This is a genomic window from Kocuria sp. WN036, from assembly GCF_002287015.1.
Classification (GTDB): Bacteria; Actinomycetota; Actinomycetes; order Actinomycetales; family Micrococcaceae; genus Kocuria; species Kocuria rosea.
On record NZ_NSKF01000009.1, the window covers coordinates 41,119 to 59,668 of the forward strand.

Annotated in this window: 17 protein-coding genes; 9 read left to right on the forward strand and 8 right to left on the reverse strand. The window is 73.5% G+C overall.

Translation table 11 applies throughout. The features are described from left to right. On the forward strand, positions 1-903 hold the full coding sequence (locus CK505_RS07580) for an AraC family transcriptional regulator (RefSeq protein WP_095650675.1): 903 nt from the start codon (positions 1-3) through the stop codon (positions 901-903). Between the two features lie 31 nt (positions 904-934). Here CK505_RS07580 and CK505_RS18835 read toward each other — a convergent pair whose 3' ends face one another. Next, the gene (locus CK505_RS18835) at positions 935-2,311 is read right to left on the reverse strand and encodes a sulfite exporter TauE/SafE family protein (protein WP_255250910.1); all 1,377 of its coding nucleotides are present in this window, start codon (positions 2,309-2,311) and stop codon (positions 935-937) included. A gap of 68 nt (positions 2,312-2,379) precedes the next feature. On the opposite strand from CK505_RS18835, the gene CK505_RS07595 reads away from it, so the two are divergent. The 3 genes from CK505_RS07595 (at position 2,380) to CK505_RS07605 (ending at position 5,224) form a co-directional block, all read left to right on the forward strand. Continuing rightward, positions 2,380-3,585: a cupin domain-containing protein gene (locus CK505_RS07595; RefSeq protein WP_095650678.1), complete on the forward strand. Its 1,206-nt coding sequence runs from the start codon at positions 2,380-2,382 to the stop codon at positions 3,583-3,585. 67 nt (positions 3,586-3,652) lie between these two features. Beyond that, positions 3,653-4,495, forward strand: coding sequence for a sucrase ferredoxin (locus CK505_RS07600; RefSeq protein ID WP_095650679.1), 843 nt, complete (start codon positions 3,653-3,655; stop codon positions 4,493-4,495). 192 nt (positions 4,496-4,687) lie between these two features. Next, on the forward strand, positions 4,688-5,224 hold the full coding sequence (locus CK505_RS07605; RefSeq protein WP_035924162.1) for a ferritin: 537 nt from the start codon (positions 4,688-4,690) through the stop codon (positions 5,222-5,224). A gap of 63 nt (positions 5,225-5,287) precedes the next feature. Here the strand turns inward: CK505_RS07605 and CK505_RS07610 are convergent, their stop codons facing one another. From CK505_RS07610 to CK505_RS07630, 5 genes are all read right to left on the reverse strand, one after another. After that, positions 5,288-6,712, reverse strand: a complete 1,425-nt coding sequence (locus tag CK505_RS07610; RefSeq protein ID WP_095650734.1) for an amino acid permease — start codon at positions 6,710-6,712, stop codon at positions 5,288-5,290. 153 nt (positions 6,713-6,865) lie between these two features. Beyond that, a complete protein-coding gene (locus tag CK505_RS07615; protein ID WP_095650680.1) occupies positions 6,866-8,287 on the reverse strand; it encodes an NAD-dependent succinate-semialdehyde dehydrogenase in 1,422 nt (473 codons plus the stop codon). A 211-nt stretch (positions 8,288-8,498) separates the two neighbouring features. Further along, positions 8,499-9,572: a low specificity L-threonine aldolase gene (locus CK505_RS07620; RefSeq protein WP_095650681.1), complete on the reverse strand. Its 1,074-nt coding sequence runs from the start codon at positions 9,570-9,572 to the stop codon at positions 8,499-8,501. Positions 9,573-9,580: 8 nt separating this feature from the next. Next, positions 9,581-10,252 (reverse strand): SDR family oxidoreductase, encoded by a 672-nt coding sequence (locus CK505_RS07625; RefSeq protein ID WP_017831858.1) that lies wholly within the window; start codon positions 10,250-10,252, stop codon positions 9,581-9,583. 3 nt (positions 10,253-10,255) lie between these two features. Then, positions 10,256-11,686, reverse strand: coding sequence for a DUF6421 family protein (locus CK505_RS07630; RefSeq protein WP_017831859.1), 1,431 nt, complete (start codon positions 11,684-11,686; stop codon positions 10,256-10,258). 123 nt (positions 11,687-11,809) lie between these two features. On the opposite strand from CK505_RS07630, the gene CK505_RS07635 reads away from it, so the two are divergent. Together CK505_RS07635 and CK505_RS07640 are read left to right on the forward strand one after the other, a co-directional pair. Next, positions 11,810-12,265 (forward strand): Lrp/AsnC family transcriptional regulator, encoded by a 456-nt coding sequence (locus CK505_RS07635; RefSeq protein ID WP_031282182.1) that lies wholly within the window; start codon positions 11,810-11,812, stop codon positions 12,263-12,265. A 102-nt stretch (positions 12,266-12,367) separates the two neighbouring features. Next, positions 12,368-13,006, forward strand: coding sequence for a YitT family protein (locus CK505_RS07640; protein ID WP_229587146.1), 639 nt, complete (start codon positions 12,368-12,370; stop codon positions 13,004-13,006). 78 nt (positions 13,007-13,084) lie between these two features. On the opposite strand, the gene CK505_RS07645 is transcribed toward CK505_RS07640, so the two are convergent. After that, the gene (locus CK505_RS07645) at positions 13,085-13,666 is read right to left on the reverse strand and encodes a TetR/AcrR family transcriptional regulator (protein WP_017831864.1); all 582 of its coding nucleotides are present in this window, start codon (positions 13,664-13,666) and stop codon (positions 13,085-13,087) included. 90 nt (positions 13,667-13,756) lie between these two features. Here CK505_RS07645 and CK505_RS07650 point away from each other — a divergent pair, with 90 nt between their 5' ends. Then, positions 13,757-14,938 carry an MFS transporter gene (locus CK505_RS07650; protein WP_255250911.1) on the forward strand — a complete coding sequence of 394 codons (1,182 nt, stop codon included), beginning with the start codon at positions 13,757-13,759 and terminating at the stop codon, positions 14,936-14,938. Positions 14,939-15,029: 91 nt separating this feature from the next. Here CK505_RS07650 and CK505_RS07655 read toward each other — a convergent pair whose 3' ends face one another. Further along, on the reverse strand, positions 15,030-16,442 hold the full coding sequence (locus CK505_RS07655; protein WP_255250912.1) for a phenylacetate--CoA ligase family protein: 1,413 nt from the start codon (positions 16,440-16,442) through the stop codon (positions 15,030-15,032). A 198-nt stretch (positions 16,443-16,640) separates the two neighbouring features. On the opposite strand from CK505_RS07655, the gene CK505_RS07660 reads away from it, so the two are divergent. Next, a complete protein-coding gene (locus CK505_RS07660; RefSeq protein ID WP_035924157.1) occupies positions 16,641-17,342 on the forward strand; it encodes a response regulator transcription factor in 702 nt (233 codons plus the stop codon). Beyond that, positions 17,339-18,484, forward strand: coding sequence for a cell wall metabolism sensor histidine kinase WalK (locus tag CK505_RS07665; RefSeq protein ID WP_095650685.1), 1,146 nt, complete (start codon positions 17,339-17,341; stop codon positions 18,482-18,484). Before CK505_RS07660 ends, CK505_RS07665 begins: the two co-directional genes overlap by 4 nt. The last annotated feature ends 66 nt before the right edge of the window (positions 18,485-18,550 follow it).

An 18,550-nucleotide genomic window follows, 5' to 3' on the forward strand; every position in this document is an offset into this window, starting at 1 on the left:
GTGGCGGCCACCGCACGGAGCACGACGCCGGAGGACATCACCTCCCCCGTCCGGGAGCTGGTGATCCCGGACCCGTCGAGCTCCGTGCGGTGGCACGAGCACGACTGGCCCCACCCCCTGGCCCGCTGGCACTACCACCCCGAGGTGGAGGTGCACCTGATCCGGGAGTCCTCCGGCACGGTGATGGCCGGAGACTGGGCCGGACCCTTCGGCCCCGGCCACCTGAGCCTCATGGGCTCCTTCCTTCCGCACAACTGGATCTCCCACCGCGACGACAGTGCCGTGGTCCGCAACCGGGACGCCGTGCTCCAGTTCGACCAGGAGCGGTTCTTCGCCGCCGCCGGGACGCTGCCCGAGCTCGAGGCTCTGCGCCCGCTCCTGGAGGCCGCGGCCCGGGGCATCGAGTTCACCGGCCGCACCGCCGTCCAGGGCGCGGCGGCGATGGAGGCGGTGAACGGCACGTTCGGTCTCCGGCGGCTGGCCACCGTGGCCGAGCTGCTGGCCGTCCTCGCCGAGTCCCCGGAGAGCGAGCGCCGCTACCTGGACAGCCGCGGCGGCACCTACCGCCTGGACGCGTCCGAGGCCGAGGTCTTCAACCGGGCGCTGGGCTACATCACCGAGCACCTGGAGGGCCGGATGCTCGTGCCCGAGGTGGCCGAGGCCGTGGGCCTGAGCCGGGACGCGTTCTCCCGGCTGTTCGCCAAGGCCACCGGCGTGGGCTTCAACCGCACGGTCACCCGGATGCGGCTCACCGAGGCCTGCCGGCTGCTGCGCGGCACCGACCTGCCCGTCTCGGACATCTGCTACCGGGTGGGCTTCACCAACCTCTCCAACTTCAACCGGCACTTCCGAGCCACCACCGGCACCACGCCGTCCCGGTACCGGCGGATCGACCAGCTCTGAGGCCGGCCGGAGGGGCCCGGCAGGACGTGCTTCAGAGCGCCTGCAGCAGGACCAGCACGGCGCCCAGCGCCGAGGCGCCGAGGCCCACCCGCCGGACGATGCGCCGGTTGATCCGCGCGTTGACCGCTCCGGACACCGCGAAGCCCAGGACCATGGCGGGCAGGAGCGCGGCCGCGAAGAGCACGGTCCGGCGGTCGATCGAGCCCACCACGGTCAGCGCCACGAGGGCCATCACGGCGCCGACCAGGAAGAAGGCGCTCATCGTGCCGCGCATCCGGGCCCGCGAGGACCCGTGCCACACGAGCGCCATGGGCGGACCGCCGATGGACGTGGCCGTCCCCGGGAGCCCGGAGGCCGCCCCCGCGACGACGACGGCCGCGGGCCGGGGCCGCGGCCGCCAGCCGCACACGCTGAGCAGCACGGCCAGCAGCACGGTGCTCGCCAGGACGAGGGCCAGCGTCCGGGCGGACAGGACGGCCACCAGCAGTGCTCCCGCCACGGTGCCGGGGACCTGCCCCGCCACGGCCCAGCCCGCGTCCTTGACGTCCACGGCGGCGCGGTCCCGCAGCACGCCGAGCGCGGTGAGCCCGGTGACCACCAGGAGGAGGGAACCGGGCAGCAGGGTGGGGTCGAACAGGGCGATCACGGGAGCGGAGAGCAGGGCCACGCCGAAGCCGATCGCGCCCTGCAGACAGGACGCGATGCTCACCACGAGCGCGACGACGGCGAGCTCCAGGCCGGTCATCCAGCACCTCCCGGTCGCGAGCAGGGGATGGGTGAATTGTTCCACCTCCGGAAGCCGCCCGGAGATCGTGCCCCCGGCGAGGACGGTCCGCGTCCCGCGGCTCCCTCGGCTCGTCCGGATCACCTGAGGGCCGGCTGTTCCCTCACCTGCCCCGCACCGATAGCCTCGAGCTGGGCGGTGCTGCTCAAGGACCGCCTGTCCTGGTGATCGGCCGGTGACGGCGCGGTCACTCGAAACTGGGAGGTCAACATGACTGATGCACAGCAGGATCCGAACCAGACGGAAGGTCCCGCCGACGGCGGAGCCTTCGGTGCACCGGGCGTCCAGGGCGGTGGCGCTGATGTCGGTGCCGGTGTCGGTGCGAACGGTGGAACCGAGGGCCCGGCCGACGGTGGAGCGGCCGGCGCCCGGGGTGTCCAGGACGGTGGCGCGGACGGTGGCGCGGACGGTGGTGCCGAGGGCCCCGCGGACGGCGGAGCCGCCGGCACCCCGGGCGTGCACGACGGCGGCGCAGACGGCGGCGCCGACGGCGGCGCTGACAACGGCGCCGAGGGCCCGGCCGACGGCGGAGCCGCCGGCACCCCGGGCGTCCAGGACGGTGGCGCCGACGGCGGTGCCGAGGGACCCGCTGACGGTGGAGCGGCCGGCACCCCGGGCGTCCACGACGGCGGCGCGGACGGCGGTGCCGATGGCGGCGCCGACGGAGGAGCCGGAGCACGAGGCCTCTGAGCGTGGACGCCGTCCGCACTGACGGGCAGGACCCCGGCGCCACTGGCGGCGCCGGGGTCCTGGAGACCCGCCTGATCGACATCGGCCGGGAGCGGTTCGCCCGTGACGTCTGGGGCCAGGTCCCGCTGCTCACCCGCCGGGCGGGCGGCTTCACCGACCTGTTCTCCGCCGACGCCGTCGACGAGCTGATCTCGCGCCGCGGGCTGCGCACGCCCTTCCTGCGCGTCGCCAAGGACGGGTCCACGTTCCCCGACTCGTCCTTTACCTCGCCCGCCGGCGTCGGCGCCACCATTGCGGATCAGCTCGACGACACCGCGCTGTGGCGGAAGTTCGCCGACGGCGCCACGCTGGTGCTGCAGGCGCTGCACCGCACCTGGGAGCCGGTCGCCGACTTCAGCACCGCCCTCAGCGGCGAGCTCGGGCACCCGGTGCAGGCCAACGCCTACATCACCCCGCCGCAGAACCGCGGGTTCGACGACCACTACGACGTCCACGACGTCTTCGTCCTGCAGATCGAGGGGACCAAGCGCTGGGTGCTGCACGAGCCGGTGCACCCGGACCCGCTGCGGGACCAGCCCTGGACCGACCGCCGCTCCGCCGTGGCCGAGGCAGCCAAGGGCGAAGCGCATCTCGACGTGGTGCTCGAACCCGGCGACGCCCTCTACCTGCCGCGCGGCTGGCTGCACGCGGCCCAGGCGCAGGGGGCGGTCTCCATCCACCTCACGCTCGGGATCCACACCTGGACCCGCCACGGCCTGGCCGAGCAGCTCGCCCAGGAGGCGCTGGCACTGCTGGCCGAGGACCCGGAGATGCGCCGGTCCCTGCTCCTGGGCGTCGACGGACCGGGCGGGGAGCTCGACGCCGTCCGCGAGCGCCTGGTCGCCGCGCTCGCCGCGGCCGATCCCACGCCGCGGTTCCACCGCACCCGGCGAGGACAGGGGCGCCCGGCTCCGCTGGGGCCGCTAGCCCAGCTCGCGGCCGTCCAGGGTCTGGACGCAGGGACTCCCGTGCGGCTGCGCGGTGCCCTGGAGGCACGGCTGGAGGGCCCGCGGCTGAGCACGCGCGTGGGGTGGCTCAACTTCCCCGAGACCGATCTGCCCTCCGTCTCGTGCCTGCTCGACGGCGAGGTCCACACCGCGGGCGAGCTCGGGATCGAGCTCGCCGAACGACTGCTGCGGGCGGGGGTTCTTGTTCCCTGTGACCACTGACACCGCCACCGTGAATGCCTCGTGCCGCTTCTGGTGCGCCGACGGAGCCCGGGGGCGCGGCGACCCGATGGCAGGGACGGCCCCGCGGGGGCTCGTCTGGGTCCTCATCGAGCACCGCGGCGGATGGCCGGTCAACGGGTTCGACGGTCTCGAGCTCGAGCCGGAGACCAAGGCCCTCGTGTTCTCCGCCGCGCAGGCGGCGCGGGCTCGCATCCTCCTGATCAGGCGCCACGGCCGCCGCCGGCACGAGGAGGGCCCCCGCCGGTGGGCCGTGCTGCGCCACGACGACTCCGGCGCCGGCCGTCAGCACTGGGGCACGTGGCGCCGCGACGAGGACCTCGCGGAGATCGCCACGGCCCTCGGCGTCCCCGGTGAAACCGGCCACCCACCGGTCCTCCTGGTCTGCGCCCACGGTCAGCACGACCCCTGCTGCGCGGTGCGCGGACGGCCCGTGGGACGTGCCCTCAGCGAGCGCTGGCCGGAGCTGGTCTGGGAGTGCTCGCACGTCGGCGGTGACCGGTTCGCCGCCAACGTCGTCGTCGTCCCCGATGGCGTCTACTACGGAGGGCTCGACGCGGAGTCCTCCGTCACCACGGTCGAGGAGCACCTCGCCGGCCGTGTGCACGCGGAGCACCTGCGCGGGTACACCGATCTCTTCCCGCCGCAGCAGGCCGCTGTCGCGGCCGCGCTCGAACGCTTCGGCCCGGCCGGCCGGCACGACTGGGCGGTGGCCGAGTCGGTTCGCGACGGCGACCGCTGGCGGATCCGTCTCACCGGCCGCCCGCCCCGGCCGGGCCTCGTCGACGTCGAACTGCGGTCCCACACCGCCCCGCCGCACCAGCTGACCTGCCACGGACCGGCCACGAGCACGGCCAGGGTCTACGAGCTCACCGCGGTGCGCGTCGTCTGAGGGGCGGGGCGACGCGAAGCGCCGTGTCGGGGGGAAGTTTCCGGTGACCGGCCTACACCCGGCCGTGCCACCGCGCTACGCTCGAACTCCAGACCCGAGCGACGATTCCTGCCGGCCCCGCCCCGGGCTCGCACCGGTGGAGCGGCCGGGGCGTCGTCCGCCCTGGGGACCCACCGATGTCAGGAGATCCTGATGGCCCCCGAGACCTTCGACGAGCTGCTCACCCGCCAGGTGGGCCACGAGTTCGCCGCCTCCCACCAGTACATCGCCGTGGCGGTCTGGTTCGACAGCCAGGACCTCCCGCAGCTGGCCCGGCACTTCTACCGGCAGTCGCTGGAGGAGCGCAACCACGCCATGATGATCGTCCAGTACATCCTGGACCGGGACCTGCCCCTGACCATTCCCGGGGTGGGGGAGGTGCGCAACGACTTCACCGACGTCCGTGAGCCCCTGGCCCTGGCGCTGTCCCAGGAGCAGGAGGTCACCGAGCAGATCAAGGCGCTGTTCGCCGCCGCCCGGGCGGAGGGGGACGCGCTGGGGGAGCAGTTCATGCTCTGGTTCCTGAAGGAGCAGGTCGAGGAGGTCGCCTCGATGACCACCCTGGTGAACGTGGCGCGCCGGGCCGAGAACCTCTTCGACCTGGAGAACTTCGTGGCCCGGGAGCACGTCGGCGACGGCGGGCACGGCCACGACTCCGGGGCCCCGGCGGCCGCCGGCGGGGCCGCCTGACCCGGCAGCAGTCCCCGTCACCCGCCCCGGGCGGCGGGTGACGAGGACCCGGGAGCGGTGCGGTCAGTCGGTGGCCCGGGTGAGGTCGGCGTCCTCGTAGCGGACCATCCTGGAACCCGTCACCAGGCGGTGACCCAGCCACAGGGCCAGGAACAGCGGCAGGCCGATGTAGGCCGACAGGGCGGCGAGCAGGTCGATGTCCCCCACGAAGGCCTGGTAGTTCTGCCCGAGGATCACCACCGCGCACAGGACCAGGGCGACCATGGGGCCCAGCGGGAAGAACCGCGCCCGGTAGGGCAGGTCCGCGAGGTCCTTGCCCTGGGCGGTGTACGCCTTGCGGAAGCGGTAGTGGCTCCAGGCGATGCCCATCCACACGATGAACCCGGCCAGCCCCGAGGCGCTGACCAGCCACACGTACGCGGCGCCGTCGCCGATCAGGGTGGTGAGGAAGCAGGCGGCTCCCACGCCGGTCGTGGCGAGCAGGGCGTTCATGGGCACGCCGCGGCGGTTGACCTTGGCGAGGAACTTGGGGGCCTTGCCGCTGTCGGCCAGGGCCCAGAGCATGCGGGTGGAGGCGTAGAGCCCGGAGTTGCCGGCGGAGAGGATGGCGGTGAGGATCACCGCGTTCATCACGGAGGCCGCCGCGAGCACCCCGGCGTTCTCGAACACGAGGGTGAACGGGGAGATCGAGATGTCCTCGACCCCGCTGCCCAGCAGGAAGGGGCTGGTGTAGGGGATGAGGAAGCCCACGATGGCGATGGCCCCGACGTAGAACAGCAGGATCCGCACGAACACGGTGCGGATGGCCCTGGGCACGTTCTTCTCCGGGTTCTCCGCCTCACCGGCGGCGACGCCGACGAGCTCGGTGCCCTGGAAGGAGAAGCCGGCCACCATGAAGATCGCCAGGATCCCGGCCCCGCCGTCGACGAAGGGGGCGTCCCCGGTGGTCCAGTTGTCGAAGCCGGGGGAGCTGCCGCCGATGATCCCCACGATCATGAGCACGCCCAGGACGAGGAAGACCACGATGGTGACCACCTTGATGAGGGAGAACCAGAACTCGCTCTCGCCGTAGGCGCGGGTGGACAGGGCGTTGAGGCCGAAGAGGATCGCGAGGAACAGGGCCGACCAGATCCACGAGGGCACGTCGGGCAGCCAGTAGCGCATGATCAGCGCGGCGGCCACGAGCTCGGCGGCCACGGTGATCGCCCAGTTGTACCAGTAGTTCCAGCCGATGGCGAAGCCGAAGGAGGGGCTGACGAAGCGGGTCGAGTACTCCTCGAAGGCGCCCGAGACCGGCAGGTAGGTGGCCATCTCGCCCAGGGACTGCATCAGCAGGAAGACCATGAAGCCGATGGCCACGTAGGCCAGGAGCGCCCCACCGGGACCGGCGGTGGCGATGGTGTTGCCCGAGGCCACGAACAGGCCGGTGCCGATGGCGCCGCCCATCGCGATCATGGTCAGGTGGCGGGGCTTGAGACTGCGGCGCAGCCGTGCGTGCTCCTCTGCGGGAGCCGGTGCTCCCCGTCCGCTCGGGGCGGTCGTCTGGGGCGGTGCGATGGTGTCCACGGGAACCTTTCCTCGGAGGCGGCGGGTCTGCACGCCGGGGGAGGCCGGGGCGGTGTCCGACCGCCCCGGCCCGGGTCAGTCGTTGATGTAGAGCAGGCGCTTGTTGACGAACTCGTCCATGCCCAGCGGGCCCAGCTCCCGGCCGTAGCCGGAGCGCTTGACCCCGCCGAAGGGCATGCCGGCGCCCTCGGCCTCGGCGGCGTTGACATTGGCCATGCCGCACTCGAGCTGCTCGGCGAGCCGCCGGGCCCGCTCGGGGTCGGTGCTGAAGACCGCCCCGCCGAGCCCGTAGGGGGTGTCGTTGGCCAGGGCGAGCGCTTCGTCGTCGTCGTGCACGCTGTAGACCACGGCCACGGGGCCGAAGAGCTCCTGGTGGTGGGCGGCCATTCCCGGGGTGACGCCGGTGAGCACGGCAGGGGCCAGATACGCCCCGGGACCCTCGGCGAGGGCCCCGCCGGTGTGCAGTGTGGCCCCGGCCTCCACGGCCTCGCGGATCTGGGTGGCCAGGGTCTCGGCGGCGGCGCGGGAGGCCATCGGGGCGTAGGTGCCGTCGGCCTCCACGGACGGATCGCCGGGCACCAGCGCGGTGGCCAGGCGGGTCAGCTCGGCCACGAACGCGTCGAAGATCCCGGCGGTGACGATCATGCGCTTGTTGGAGTTGCACGCCTGGCCCGTGTTGCCCATCCGGGTGGCGAAGGCCGCGCGGGCGGACTCGCGCACGTCGTCGGTGTCGAGCACCACGTAGGGGTCGGAGCCGCCGAGCTCGAGGACGACCTTCTTCAGGTTCCGCCCGGCGATCTCGGCGACCTTCGCCCCGGCCCGCTCGGAGCCGGTCAGGGACACCCCTTGGACCCGCGGGTCGGCGATGATGTCCGCGACCTGGTCGTGGCTCGCGAAGACGTTGGCGTAGGCGCCGGCCGGCACCCCGGCGTCGTCCATCAGCTGCTGGAGGGCCAGGGCCGCCCGGGGGCAGGACTCGGCGTGCTTGAGCAGGATCGTGTTGCCCAGCACCAGGTTGGGGGCGGCGAAGCGGGCCACCTGGTAGTAGGGGTAGTTCCACGGCATGATCCCCAGCAGCACCCCGACCGGGCGCCGCTGGAGCACGGCCCGCCCGGTCCCGTGCGGGGTGGGCAGGGCCTGGTCGGCGGTCAGTGCCGGGCCCTGGGCGGCGAAGTAGCCGAAAATCTCGGCGCAGAACTGCGCCTCCTCCCTGGCCTCGGCGACCGGCTTGCCCATCTCCTGGGTGGCGATCGCGGCCAGCTCGTCGGCGCGCTCGGCGAACAGCTCGCCGATCCGGGCGGCCACGGCGGCCCGCTCGTCGATCGGACGGGAGCGCCAGTCGCGGAAGGCGGTCCCGGCGGCGGCGAGCGCCTCCTCGACCTCGGTGTCGGTGGCGGTGGGGATCTCGGTCACGAGCTGACCAGTGGCGGGGTCGATGCTGCGGTAGGTGGGCCGGTCGGTGCCGGCGCGGGTGCGCAGGGTGGAGGTGGCGGTCACGGTGGGTCTCCTTCGGGCAGGGGTGGGTGCGGGCAGGGGTGGGCGCGGGCACGGGTGGGAGGCTCCTGCGGCGGAGCAGGGCAGGGCAGAGCGCGGGCTGCGGGCGCGGGCGCGCGGGCGCGCCGGGTGGACGAGGGTGCGCTCGGCCGGCGGGGGCAGGAACGTGCCCCCGAGGGCGCGGTGTCGAGGAGCGGGCGGGCGCCCGCCGGGGTCAGCCGACCGGGACGAGCTCCGAGCGGAGGGCGGCCAGGAAGGCGTCGACGTCCTCCGGCGTGGTGTCGAAGCTGCACACCCAGCGGACCTCGCCCGTCGCCGCGTCCCAGTCGTAGAACCGGAACCGCCGGCGCAGGCGGTCCGCGATGCCGGCGGGCAGGGTGGCGAAGACGGAATTCACCTGGGTCTCCTGGGTGAAGGCGACGCCGGGCATCGACCCGTCGGCGATGCCCGCCTCGATGCCGTCGCGCAGGCGCCGGGCCATCGCGTTCGCATGGCCCGCGGTGCGCAGGTACAGGTCGCCGTCCAGGAGCGCGAGCAGCTGGGCCGAGACGAACCGCATCTTCGAGGCCAGCTGCATCTGGTTCTTCCGCAGGTAGACCAGGCCCTGGGACGCGGCCTCGTTCAGGACCACCAGGGCCTCGGCGCCGAGGGCCCCGTTCTTGGTGCCGCCGAGGGCGAGCACGTCGACGCCGACGTCGGTGGTGAAGGCCCGCAGGGGCAGTCTCAGGGCGGCCGCCGCGTTCGAGAGCCGGGCCCCGTCCAGGTAGACGGACATGCCGTGGGCGTGCGCGTAGTCCGTGATCGCCCGGATCTCGTCCGGTGTGTACAGGGTGCCGAGCTCGGTGGACTGGGTGAGGTAGACGACGAGCGGCTGGGCGCGGTGCTCGTCCCCCCAGCCCCAGGCCTCCGCCGCCATCAGCTCGGGCGTGAGCTTCCCGTCTCCCGTGGGGACGGGAAGGAGCTTGATGCCGGCGGACTTCTCGGGCGCGCCGCCCTCGTCGACGTGGATGTGCGCCGTGTCCGCGCAGATCACCGCGCCCCAGCGCGGGAGCATCGACTGGAGCCCGACGACGTTGGCGCCGGTGCCGTTGAACATCGGCCACACCGAGGCGCCCTCGCCGAAGTGCTGCACGATCACGTCCTGCAGCCGTGCCGTGTACTCGTCCTCGCCGTAGGCGATCTGGTGACCGCCGTTGGCCTCGACCAGGGCGTCCAGCACCTCCGGGTGGACCCCGGAGTAGTTGTCCGAGGCGAAACCCCTCAGCTCGGCGTCGTGGGACCTCTTCATGTGGTGCCTCATCCTTTCTCCTGGAGTTCGATGGTCGAGTCGTTCAGTTCCGGGGCCTCGGCGTCCCAGAGCCCGGCGTAGGCGTTCGCGAGCCGGTCCTCCAGACCGGCCAGGGCCTTCACCCGGAAGATCACGGCGGCGACGCGCAGCGGCTCGCCGGCCTCGCGGGCGCCCTTCGCATATCCCTGCGCCACAGCCCGGGTCCACGCCTCGCTCGCGGCCTTCACCGCGGCGTAGTTGGCCCCGCCCGCCAGCGGACGGTTCACCGCGGTCGAGGACACGATCGCCAGCCGGCCCGCCGGCGAGGCCCGGAGGTCGTCGTCGAAGGTACGGCTCAGGTGGCGCAGGGCGGTGAAGGAGGTCTCCAGCACGCGGTAGTCCTCCTCCGTCTGCCCAGCGAGCCCACCGCCGCCGCGCCATCCTCCGACGAGGTGGAGGATCCCGTCGATCGACCAGCCGCGGTCGTGCAGCCGGCGGGAGAGGTCGAGCACGGCGCGCTCGTCGGCGAGGTCCACCGTCTCCGTGTGCGCCCCCAGTGCTGCGAGGGGGACGAGCTTCTCCGCGTGGCGCCCCGTGGCGACGACGCGGGCCCCGGCCGAGGTCAGGGTCCGCGCCGCCGCCAGACCGGACGCACTGGTGGCGCCGGCGATCAGGACGGTGCGCCCGGTCAGGTCGGTCATCGCTCAGGCGTCCGTGGCGCGGATGCCGGCCGTCGACGCGATGACGCCCTTCATCTTCTTGTCGAGCGCCTCGAAGAACATCGACAGCGGGAACTCGTCGTCCAGCACCAGGTCCGTGTAGCCTCGCGGCGGCCCGGCCAGCACCTCGCGGGGGAGCCCCTCCGCCCACACCGATGCGGGGTTCGGAGGGACCACGGAGGCGATGAGCTCGTACGCCTTCATCCAGTGCACCGTCTTCGGCCGGTCGATCGACTCCCAGTACAGCTGGTCGATGGCCTCGCCGAGCTCGACGACCGCGTCCGCGACCCGGTCCCAGTCGAAGCTGAGCTCGACGTCACGCCACTGCAGGACGTGCTTCCGGTGGAGCCAGGCGAACAGCAGCTGCCCGCCCAGCCCGTCGTAGTTGCGCACCCGCGAACCGGTGATCGCGAAACGGAAGATCCGGTCGAAGATCACCGCGTACTGCACGAGCTTCCCGTGCCGGCGGGTCTGCTCCTCGATCTCGGTGAGCTCCTCGCCGGCCGCTCGCCGCGCCGTGAGCGCACGCTCGATCGTCACCGACTCCCGGAACGCCGTCAGGTCGCAGCGCAGCTCCTCCAGGGAGTACAGGAAGAACGGCATCCGCTGCTTGATCATGAACGGGTCGAACGGCAGGTCGCCGCGCATGTGCGTGCGGTCGTGGATGATGTCCCACATCACGAAGGTCTTCTCGGCGAGATCCTGATCGGCGAGCAGCGCCGCGGCGTCCTCGGGCAGGTCCAGCTTCGTGATGCCGGCGGCTGCGGTGACCACGCGGCGGTAGCGTGCCGCCTCACGGTCCTGGAAGATGGCGCCCCAGGTGAACGTCGGGATCTCCCGCACGGCGACCGTCTCGGGGAACAGGACCGCGGAGTTCGAGTCGTAGCCCGGGGTGAAGTCGATCAGCCGCAGGGACACGAACAGCTTGTTGCCGTAGTGCCCGGCCTCGAGCTCGGCGATGAACTCCGGCCAGATCGCCTCGACGATCAGGGCCTCGACGTGCCGGTTCGCCGAGCCGTTCTGGGTGTGCATGGGGAACACGACGAGATGCCGGATGCCGTCCACGCGGTGCTGCTGCGGCTGGAACTCGACGAGGGAGTCGAGGAAGTCCGGCTCCCCGAAGCCGCCGTCCGCCCAGCGTGCGAAGTCGCGGGGCAGGGCCGCCAGGTACGCCGCGTCGTGCGGGAAGAGCGGGGCGAGCTCGGCGATCGACGCCACGATCACCTCGACGTGCTCGCGCGCCGTCGGGTGGTCGGCGAGCTCGGGGATCGACCCGTCCTTGACCTGCAGGGCCTGCAGGGCGGTGGCCGCCGACCGGAGCCGGAGCCAGGCCGGGCTCGACTCCACGGTGCGGGCATCCTCCACGACCTCAGGTTCGCCGATGATGGCCTGCACCGCCTGCAGAGACGTGGACATTGAAACCCTCCTGTCGTAGATCAGCGGAAATTTTCCGGTGATGAGGATCACATACAGGAACATTCACATGTGGTCGTGAGGCTGTCAACCCTCTCGGCGGGATCAGCTGGTAGCGTTCGGCCCATGGACGACCCCATGGATGTGCGACTGGCAACCGAGGTGTCCCACGACCCGCGCGCCACCCTCGCCCAGTTGTCCGAGCGGGTCGGCCTCTCGGTCTCGGCCGTGCAGGCGCGCCTGCGCAAGCTCGAGAGCAGCGGGGTGATCGCCGGGTACCAAGCGATCCTCGACCCCGAGGCCATCGGCAAGCCGCTCGCGGCCTTCATCGAGATCACGCCCCTCGATCCCCGCCAGCCCGACAACGCCCCCGAGCTCCTGCAGTCGATCACGGCGATCGAGGCCTGCCACTCGGTGGCCGGGGACTCCGCCTACATGCTGTTCGTCCGGGTGGCCTCGCCGAAGGCGCTCGAGGCCCTCGTCAACGAGGTGCGCCACGTGGCCTCCGTGAACACCCGCACCACCGTGGTGCTGCAGACCTTCTACGAGCACCGGCCGATGCTCTCCCCTGTCGAGGCCTGACGCACAGGGTCTGCCCTCCGGCCGGCGCGAGATCGTGGTGCGCGGCTGGACCGCGACGGCCCGGTGCGCAGGGAGCGCCCCGCCGGTGCGAAGATGATCCGCATGAACTGGAGTCCGCGCGCCCTCGCCCGCTCGATCGACGGGCCGGGGTCGCGCCGGCTGCCCCGGCGGCTCGTGCAGCTCTTCGCCGGGCTGGTGCTCTACGGCATCACCATGGGGATGCTCGTGCGGGCGGAGCTCGGTGTCATCCCGTGGGACGTGCTGCACCAGGGGCTGTCCCGGCAGTTCGGGCTGAGCATGGGCACGGTGGTCATCGTGGTCAGCGTGCTGCTGCTGCTTCTCTGGATCCCGCTGCGCGAGCGGCCCGGGCTGGGCACCCTCAGCAACGCCGTGGTGGTCGGGCTGGTGCTCGACGCGACCCTGGCGGTGCTGCCTCCGGTCGAGTCCTTGCCGCTGCGGGTGCTGCTCGTGCTCGCCGGCGTGCTCCTCAACGCCGTGGCGACCGCCGCCTACATCGGGGTGCACCTGGGCGCCGGCCCGCGGGACGGGCTGATGACCGGCCTGGTCCGGCGCACCGGGGGATCGGTGCGCGTGGTCCGCACCTCGATCGAGGTGGTCGTGGTGCTCGCCGGGTGGGTGCTCGGCGGCACCGTGGGACTGGGCACGGTGCTCTACGCCCTGGCCATCGGCCCGCTGGTCCAGATCCTGCTGCCCCGGCTGAGCGTCCGTCTCCACCGCTGACGCCAGGCCCCGCTCTGCACGCCCGCACCGAGGTGGCCCCGGCGTCGGGGTCCGGAGCCGCCCGTCGCTGGTGAAGGGTCAGGCGCGGCGGTGGGCTCGGACCGCGGCGGAGGCCAGGCGGCGGCCGACCTCGATCGGTGAGCGCGGGGTGCCGCGGAGGAAGGCGGCCAGGGTCCCGCCGTAGGCCAGGAGGACCTCGTCGGCCAGGTCCTGGGCGCGTCCCCCGGCGAGGGGCCGGGAGAGGTGCAGGAGTCGCTCGGTGAGGAGGGCGGTGTCCGCGGCCAGGACGGCGCCGATCTCGTCCGCGGCCTCGGGAAGCTCGGTGGCCGCGGCCAGGAAGGCGCACCAGCGCGCCGGGTGGGGCTGGTCCCGCCGGTAGGAGGCCAGGGCATCGAACACCGCGAGCAGCCGCGCCGTGTCGTCGGCGGCCGCGACCACGTGCTGGTCCCAGACCGACCGCCAGTCCGCCAGCCGGACCCGCAGCGCCTCGGCCACCAGGGCGTCCTTGCTGCCGAAGTGCGTGTACAGGGTGGCTGCCGAGACCTCCGCCTCGCGCAGCAGCTCGTCGACGGGCGTGGCCCGGATGCCGCGGTCGAACAGCACGCGGTCAGCCGCCTGCAGCAGCCGGGTGCGCGCGGGGAGTCGCGGGACGGTGGTCACCCCACCACTGTATCGATCCCTCGTTCCAGAACGAGCGTTTTGGTGTAGCGTTACGATCGTTCTGGTAAGCGACGTGCGAGAGGGAGTTCCATGCGAGCTCTGGTGATCAGCGGGATGGCACTGATCGCGGCGACCTACGGGCTGGCGCGCTTCGGCTACGGCCTCTTCCTGCCCCGGTTCACCGAGACCTTCCAGATGGGCTCGGCCGTCTCCGGGCTCATCCAGGCCGGGAGCTTCCTCTCCTTCTGCCTCGCCGCGGTGCTCGCCTCGCGCCTGGCCGCCCGCCCGCGCCTGGTCGTGGTGTGCGCGGGGGCGACGGCCACGCTGGGCACGGCAGGCGTGGCGGCCTCGCCCACCGCGGTCGTCCTCGCGGTGAGTGTGGTGCTCGCCGGTGCCGGCGCCGGGTTCGCCACCCCGGGCCTGGTCACGCTCATCGAGCGCAACCTCGCTCCGGAGCGCCAGGAGAGCGCCCAGACGGTCGTCAACGCCGGCACCGGAGCGGGCATCGTCGTCGCAGGCCTCCTCATGCTCCTCACGATCGACCAGTGGCGCCTGGGATGGGCGGCCATCGCCGTCCTGGTGGCAGCGGCCACCGTGGCCACCCTCCGGGCGGACCAGTCCGCGCACCGGTCTCCGACCGCGGAGGGGCCTGCACGGGTGCGGGTCCGTGACCTGGTGTCGGTGGCCCTGCCCATCGCCGCGGCGGCGCTCGCCGGCGCCTCGAGTGCTGCGATCTGGACCTTCGGGCGCACGGCCATGGCCGAGTCCGGCACGGGCGAGGAGTCCTATTCCATTGCGGCCTGGATGGTCCTGGGGGCGTTCGGCGTGCTGGGCGCCGCCGCCGGGAAGATCGTCCAGGTCTGGAGCCTGCGGACGGCGTGGGTCTCGACCGCGGTGGCCATGGCCGGCGCGACCGTCGTCCTGGGCGCGGCGCCGGGGGCGCCTCTCGCCGCGTTCGTCTCCGCGGCCGTGTTCGGGGCCGGCTACACCGCCCTGTCCGGCGTCCTCATCGTCTGGGCCGCGCGGGTGATTCCCGATCGCGTGTCCGAGGGCACCGCCGTGCTGTTCATCGCCCTCGCCGTCGGTCAGGCGGCCGGCTCGGTCCTCCTGGGCGTCCTGTTCGATCCCGCCGCCCCGGTCCTGGCCTTCGCCGTGGCCGGTGCGCTCGGGATCCTCGCGGTGCTGCCCGCCCTGAGCGGCCGGTCCGGGGCGCGGTCCTCCCGCACCACGCCGGCCCCGCACCCCGAGGGGGCCGGCAGCCCGCGGGCCTGATCAGGCGCACGCGGGCCACGAGGACGAGCACCGGGCAGCTCGATCCCCGTCCGTCCGGCGAGGCCCGCCAGGCGACCGTCCGGCGGACCCGTCATGGTGCGGGGAGCGGGACGACGGTGCGGTACTTGCCGCCGGTGCTCTGCTGCGGTGCCTCCGGGGCCCGGTCGACGGCGACGTGCCCCAGGCCCAGGTCGCCGAGCAGATCGGTGACGGCGCTCAGCGCGGCGGCCCACACCTGCTCGGGGTCCTCGCCGGCCGCCGGGAGCAGCCGCACCCGCAGGCCGGCAGGGGCGGTCTGCACGACCTGGAACAGCTCCACGCCCGGGACGCGGTCGATGACGGTCCCCAGCGCGAGCGGGGGCACCGCGACCAGGCCCCGCCCGTCGTCGTCGGGGAAGGCGAGGACGTCCGAGGCCCGGCCCTGCACCCGCAGGGCCGGGGCCGGGTTCCCGCAGCCGCACGGGTCCGGCTTCATCAGGACCCGGTCGCCGACGTCGTAGCGGATGATCGGTTGGACCCGGTTGGCCAGGTTCGTCATCAGCACCGTGTGCGAGACGGTCCCGGGCGGGACGGGACGGTGCTCGGCGTCGACCGGTTCGAGGACGACCCAGTCCTCGACCAGGTGCAGCCAGCCCCGGGCGCAGCTCGAGGCCGCGTAGCCGATCTCCGTGCACCCGTAGACCTCCCGCACGGGCGCCCCGAAGGCCCGCTCGATCCGGGTGCGCTCGTCCGGCGGCAGACCCTCGGCGGTGCTGAGCACCAGCACCGGGCGCAGGCGCAGCCGCCCGGCCTCCTGCTCGGAGGCCAGCAGGCGCAGCACACTGGCGTAGGCGCCGAGCATGAGCGGGCCGAAGGCGTTGAGCTCGGCCACCAGCTCGGGCAGCGGCCGGTGGATCGAGAGGATCCTGAGCCGGCGGTGGCGCCGCGGTCGCTCCCGCATCTCCCGGGTGCTGGTGGCCACGGCCAGGAAGTGCCCGCCGGTGGCCACGACCGCGGCGAACCGGCCCCCGTGCACCGTGAGCCGCACCAGGTCCCGCCCGGACAGCCAGCCCGCGGACAGCCGGGCCATCATCCCCGAGGTCACCGCCCGGTACCGGTCGTCGAGCACGAAGAGACCCCGGGTGCCGGTGGTGCCGGCGGTGGTGGCCACCAGGTACCTCCCGGCGAACCGCTCCCCGATCCTGGCCGGGTCCGCCACGAACTCCTGGACCGCCGCCAGGGTCACGGCCGGGTCCGTGGCGACCTCGTCGAAGTGGGCCATCAGCTGCCGCTTGTCCGTCACCGGCAGGGAGGTGACGTCCTCGACCTGCTCCGGCAGCCCCTGGTAGAGCCGCCGGTAGTAGGCGGAGTGCTCCCGCGCGAAGGCCACGAGCTCGGCCAGCCGCTCCCGCTGCCGCCGGCGGAGCGCCTCCGGACCCGTCCGGTGGGCCCGGCGGGCGTCCCACCACACCCAGGTCGCGCTGGCCCCCCGGGCGCCCGCCGCCGCGCTCCGTCGTGTCCCCATGGCACGACTCTAGGAATCCGGCGCCGGGGGAGACAGGGTCGCCGGACAGGTGACGGAATCGGTCACCGGTTCCCCGGACGGGCGGCAGGCGGCCGGGGCGCACCGTCCCGCGGCGTGCTCCGTGAAGGTTTGGCGAAGATTCCCGTGCGGACCGCCCCCGGGCGCCGCCGCCCCGCGGCGGGGGAGGACACTGAAGTCATGAATCCTGGCACTGACGCGGCGGCCGGGCGAGTGCTGGTGGTGGACGACGAGAAGCCCCTGGCGCAGATGGTCGCCACCTACCTGACCCGCGGCGGCTACGAGGTCGCCACCGTCCACACCGGCCCCGACGCCGTGGAGGCCGCCCGCGACCGGAGCCCGGACGTGGTGGTGCTGGACCTGGGGCTGCCGGGGATGGACGGCATCGAGGTGTGCCGCAGGATCCGGGGCTTCTCCGAGTGCTACGTGCTGATGCTCACGGCCCGCGGGGACGAGGAGGACAAGCTGGCCGGGCTGGCGGCCGGGGCCGACGACTACATCACGAAGCCCTTCAGCGTCCGCGAGCTCGTCGCCCGGGTGGCCGCGGTGCTGCGCCGGCCCCGCACCACGGTGGCCCCGGTCGAGCCCGCCCGGGAGTTCGGCGAGCTGACCGTCGACCTCGCGGCCCACGAGGCACGCGTGGGCGGGGAGGCGGTGGCGCTGACCCGCACCGAGTTCGAGCTGCTGGCCGCCCTGACGGCCCGGCCGCACGAGGCGCTGACCCGCCGCCGGCTCATCGACACCGTGTGGGGCCCGTCCTGGGTGGGCGACGAGCGGATCGTGGACGTGCACATCGGGCACCTGCGCCGGAAGCTCGGGGAGGACCAGGCCGCCTTCGTCGACACCGTGCGCGGGGTCGGCTACCGGATGGTGGCCCGGTGACCCGGCGACGACACCCCCGCGGCCTGGCCTCCCGGTTCTTCCTGGCCCAGGCCATCGTGGTGGCCGCCGGCATCCTCGCCGCCGTGACGGTCGCCTCCCTGGCCGGACCCGCGATCTTCCACGAGCACCTGATCATGGCCGGGCACGCCGAGAACTCCCCCGAGCTGCTCCACGTGGAGCGGGCCTACCGGGACGCCGGCCTCATCGTCCTGGGCGTGGCCCTGGGCACCGCCGTGATCTGCGCCGCGGCGGTGACCTGGCTCTTCACCCGCCGCCTCCGGCGGCCCCTCGCCGCGCTCACCGAGGCGGCGCGGGGCGTGTCCCGCGGCCGCTACGACACCCGGGTCCCGGCCCTCGGCGCCGGCGTCGAGGTGGACGCCGTGGCGGCCTCGTTCAACACCATGGCCGAGCGGCTGGAGCGCACCGAGGAGCTCCGGCGGCGGATGCTCTCGGACCTCGCCCACGAGATGCGCACCCCGATCTCGGTGCTCACCGTCTACTGCGAGGCGCTGCAGGACGGGGTGGCGCAGTGGGACGAGGCCACCGGCGAGCTCGTGACCGACCAGCTCGGACGCCTCACCCGGCTGGTCGAGGACATCCACGACGTCTCCCGGGCCGAGGAGGGCCGGATCGACCTGGACCGCGCCTCGCAGCCGGCCAGCGACCTGGCCCGCTCCGCCGCGGAGGCCCACCGGGAGGCGTACGCCGCCAAGGGCGTGCGGCTCGTCCTGGACGTCGACGACGACGCCGGGGTGGTGGACGTGGACCGGCAGCGGATGGGGCAGGTGCTGGGCAACCTGCTCACCAACGCCCTGCGCCACACACCGCCCGGCGGGCAGGTCTCCCTCGGCGTCGTCCGGCGGGATCCGGGGCAGGTGGCCGTCACCGTTGCCGACACCGGCGACGGCATCGCCGCCGAGCACCTGTCCCGGGTGTTCGAGCGCTTCTGGCGCGGGGACAGCGCCCGGGACCGCGACCACGGCGGCTCCGGGATCGGCCTGACCATCTCCCGGGCCCTGGTCGAGGCCCACGGCGGGACGCTGACCGTCACGTCCCCCGGGCCCGGGGCCGGGACGGCCTTCACCGTGGAGCTGCCCTCCCGTCAGCGGGCGGGGCCGGAGCCGGCCGGGATCACCCGATGACACACCTTGCCTTATACCCCCTAGGGGTATATACCTAGGAGGAGCAGGCCCACCTCGGTCCCCACC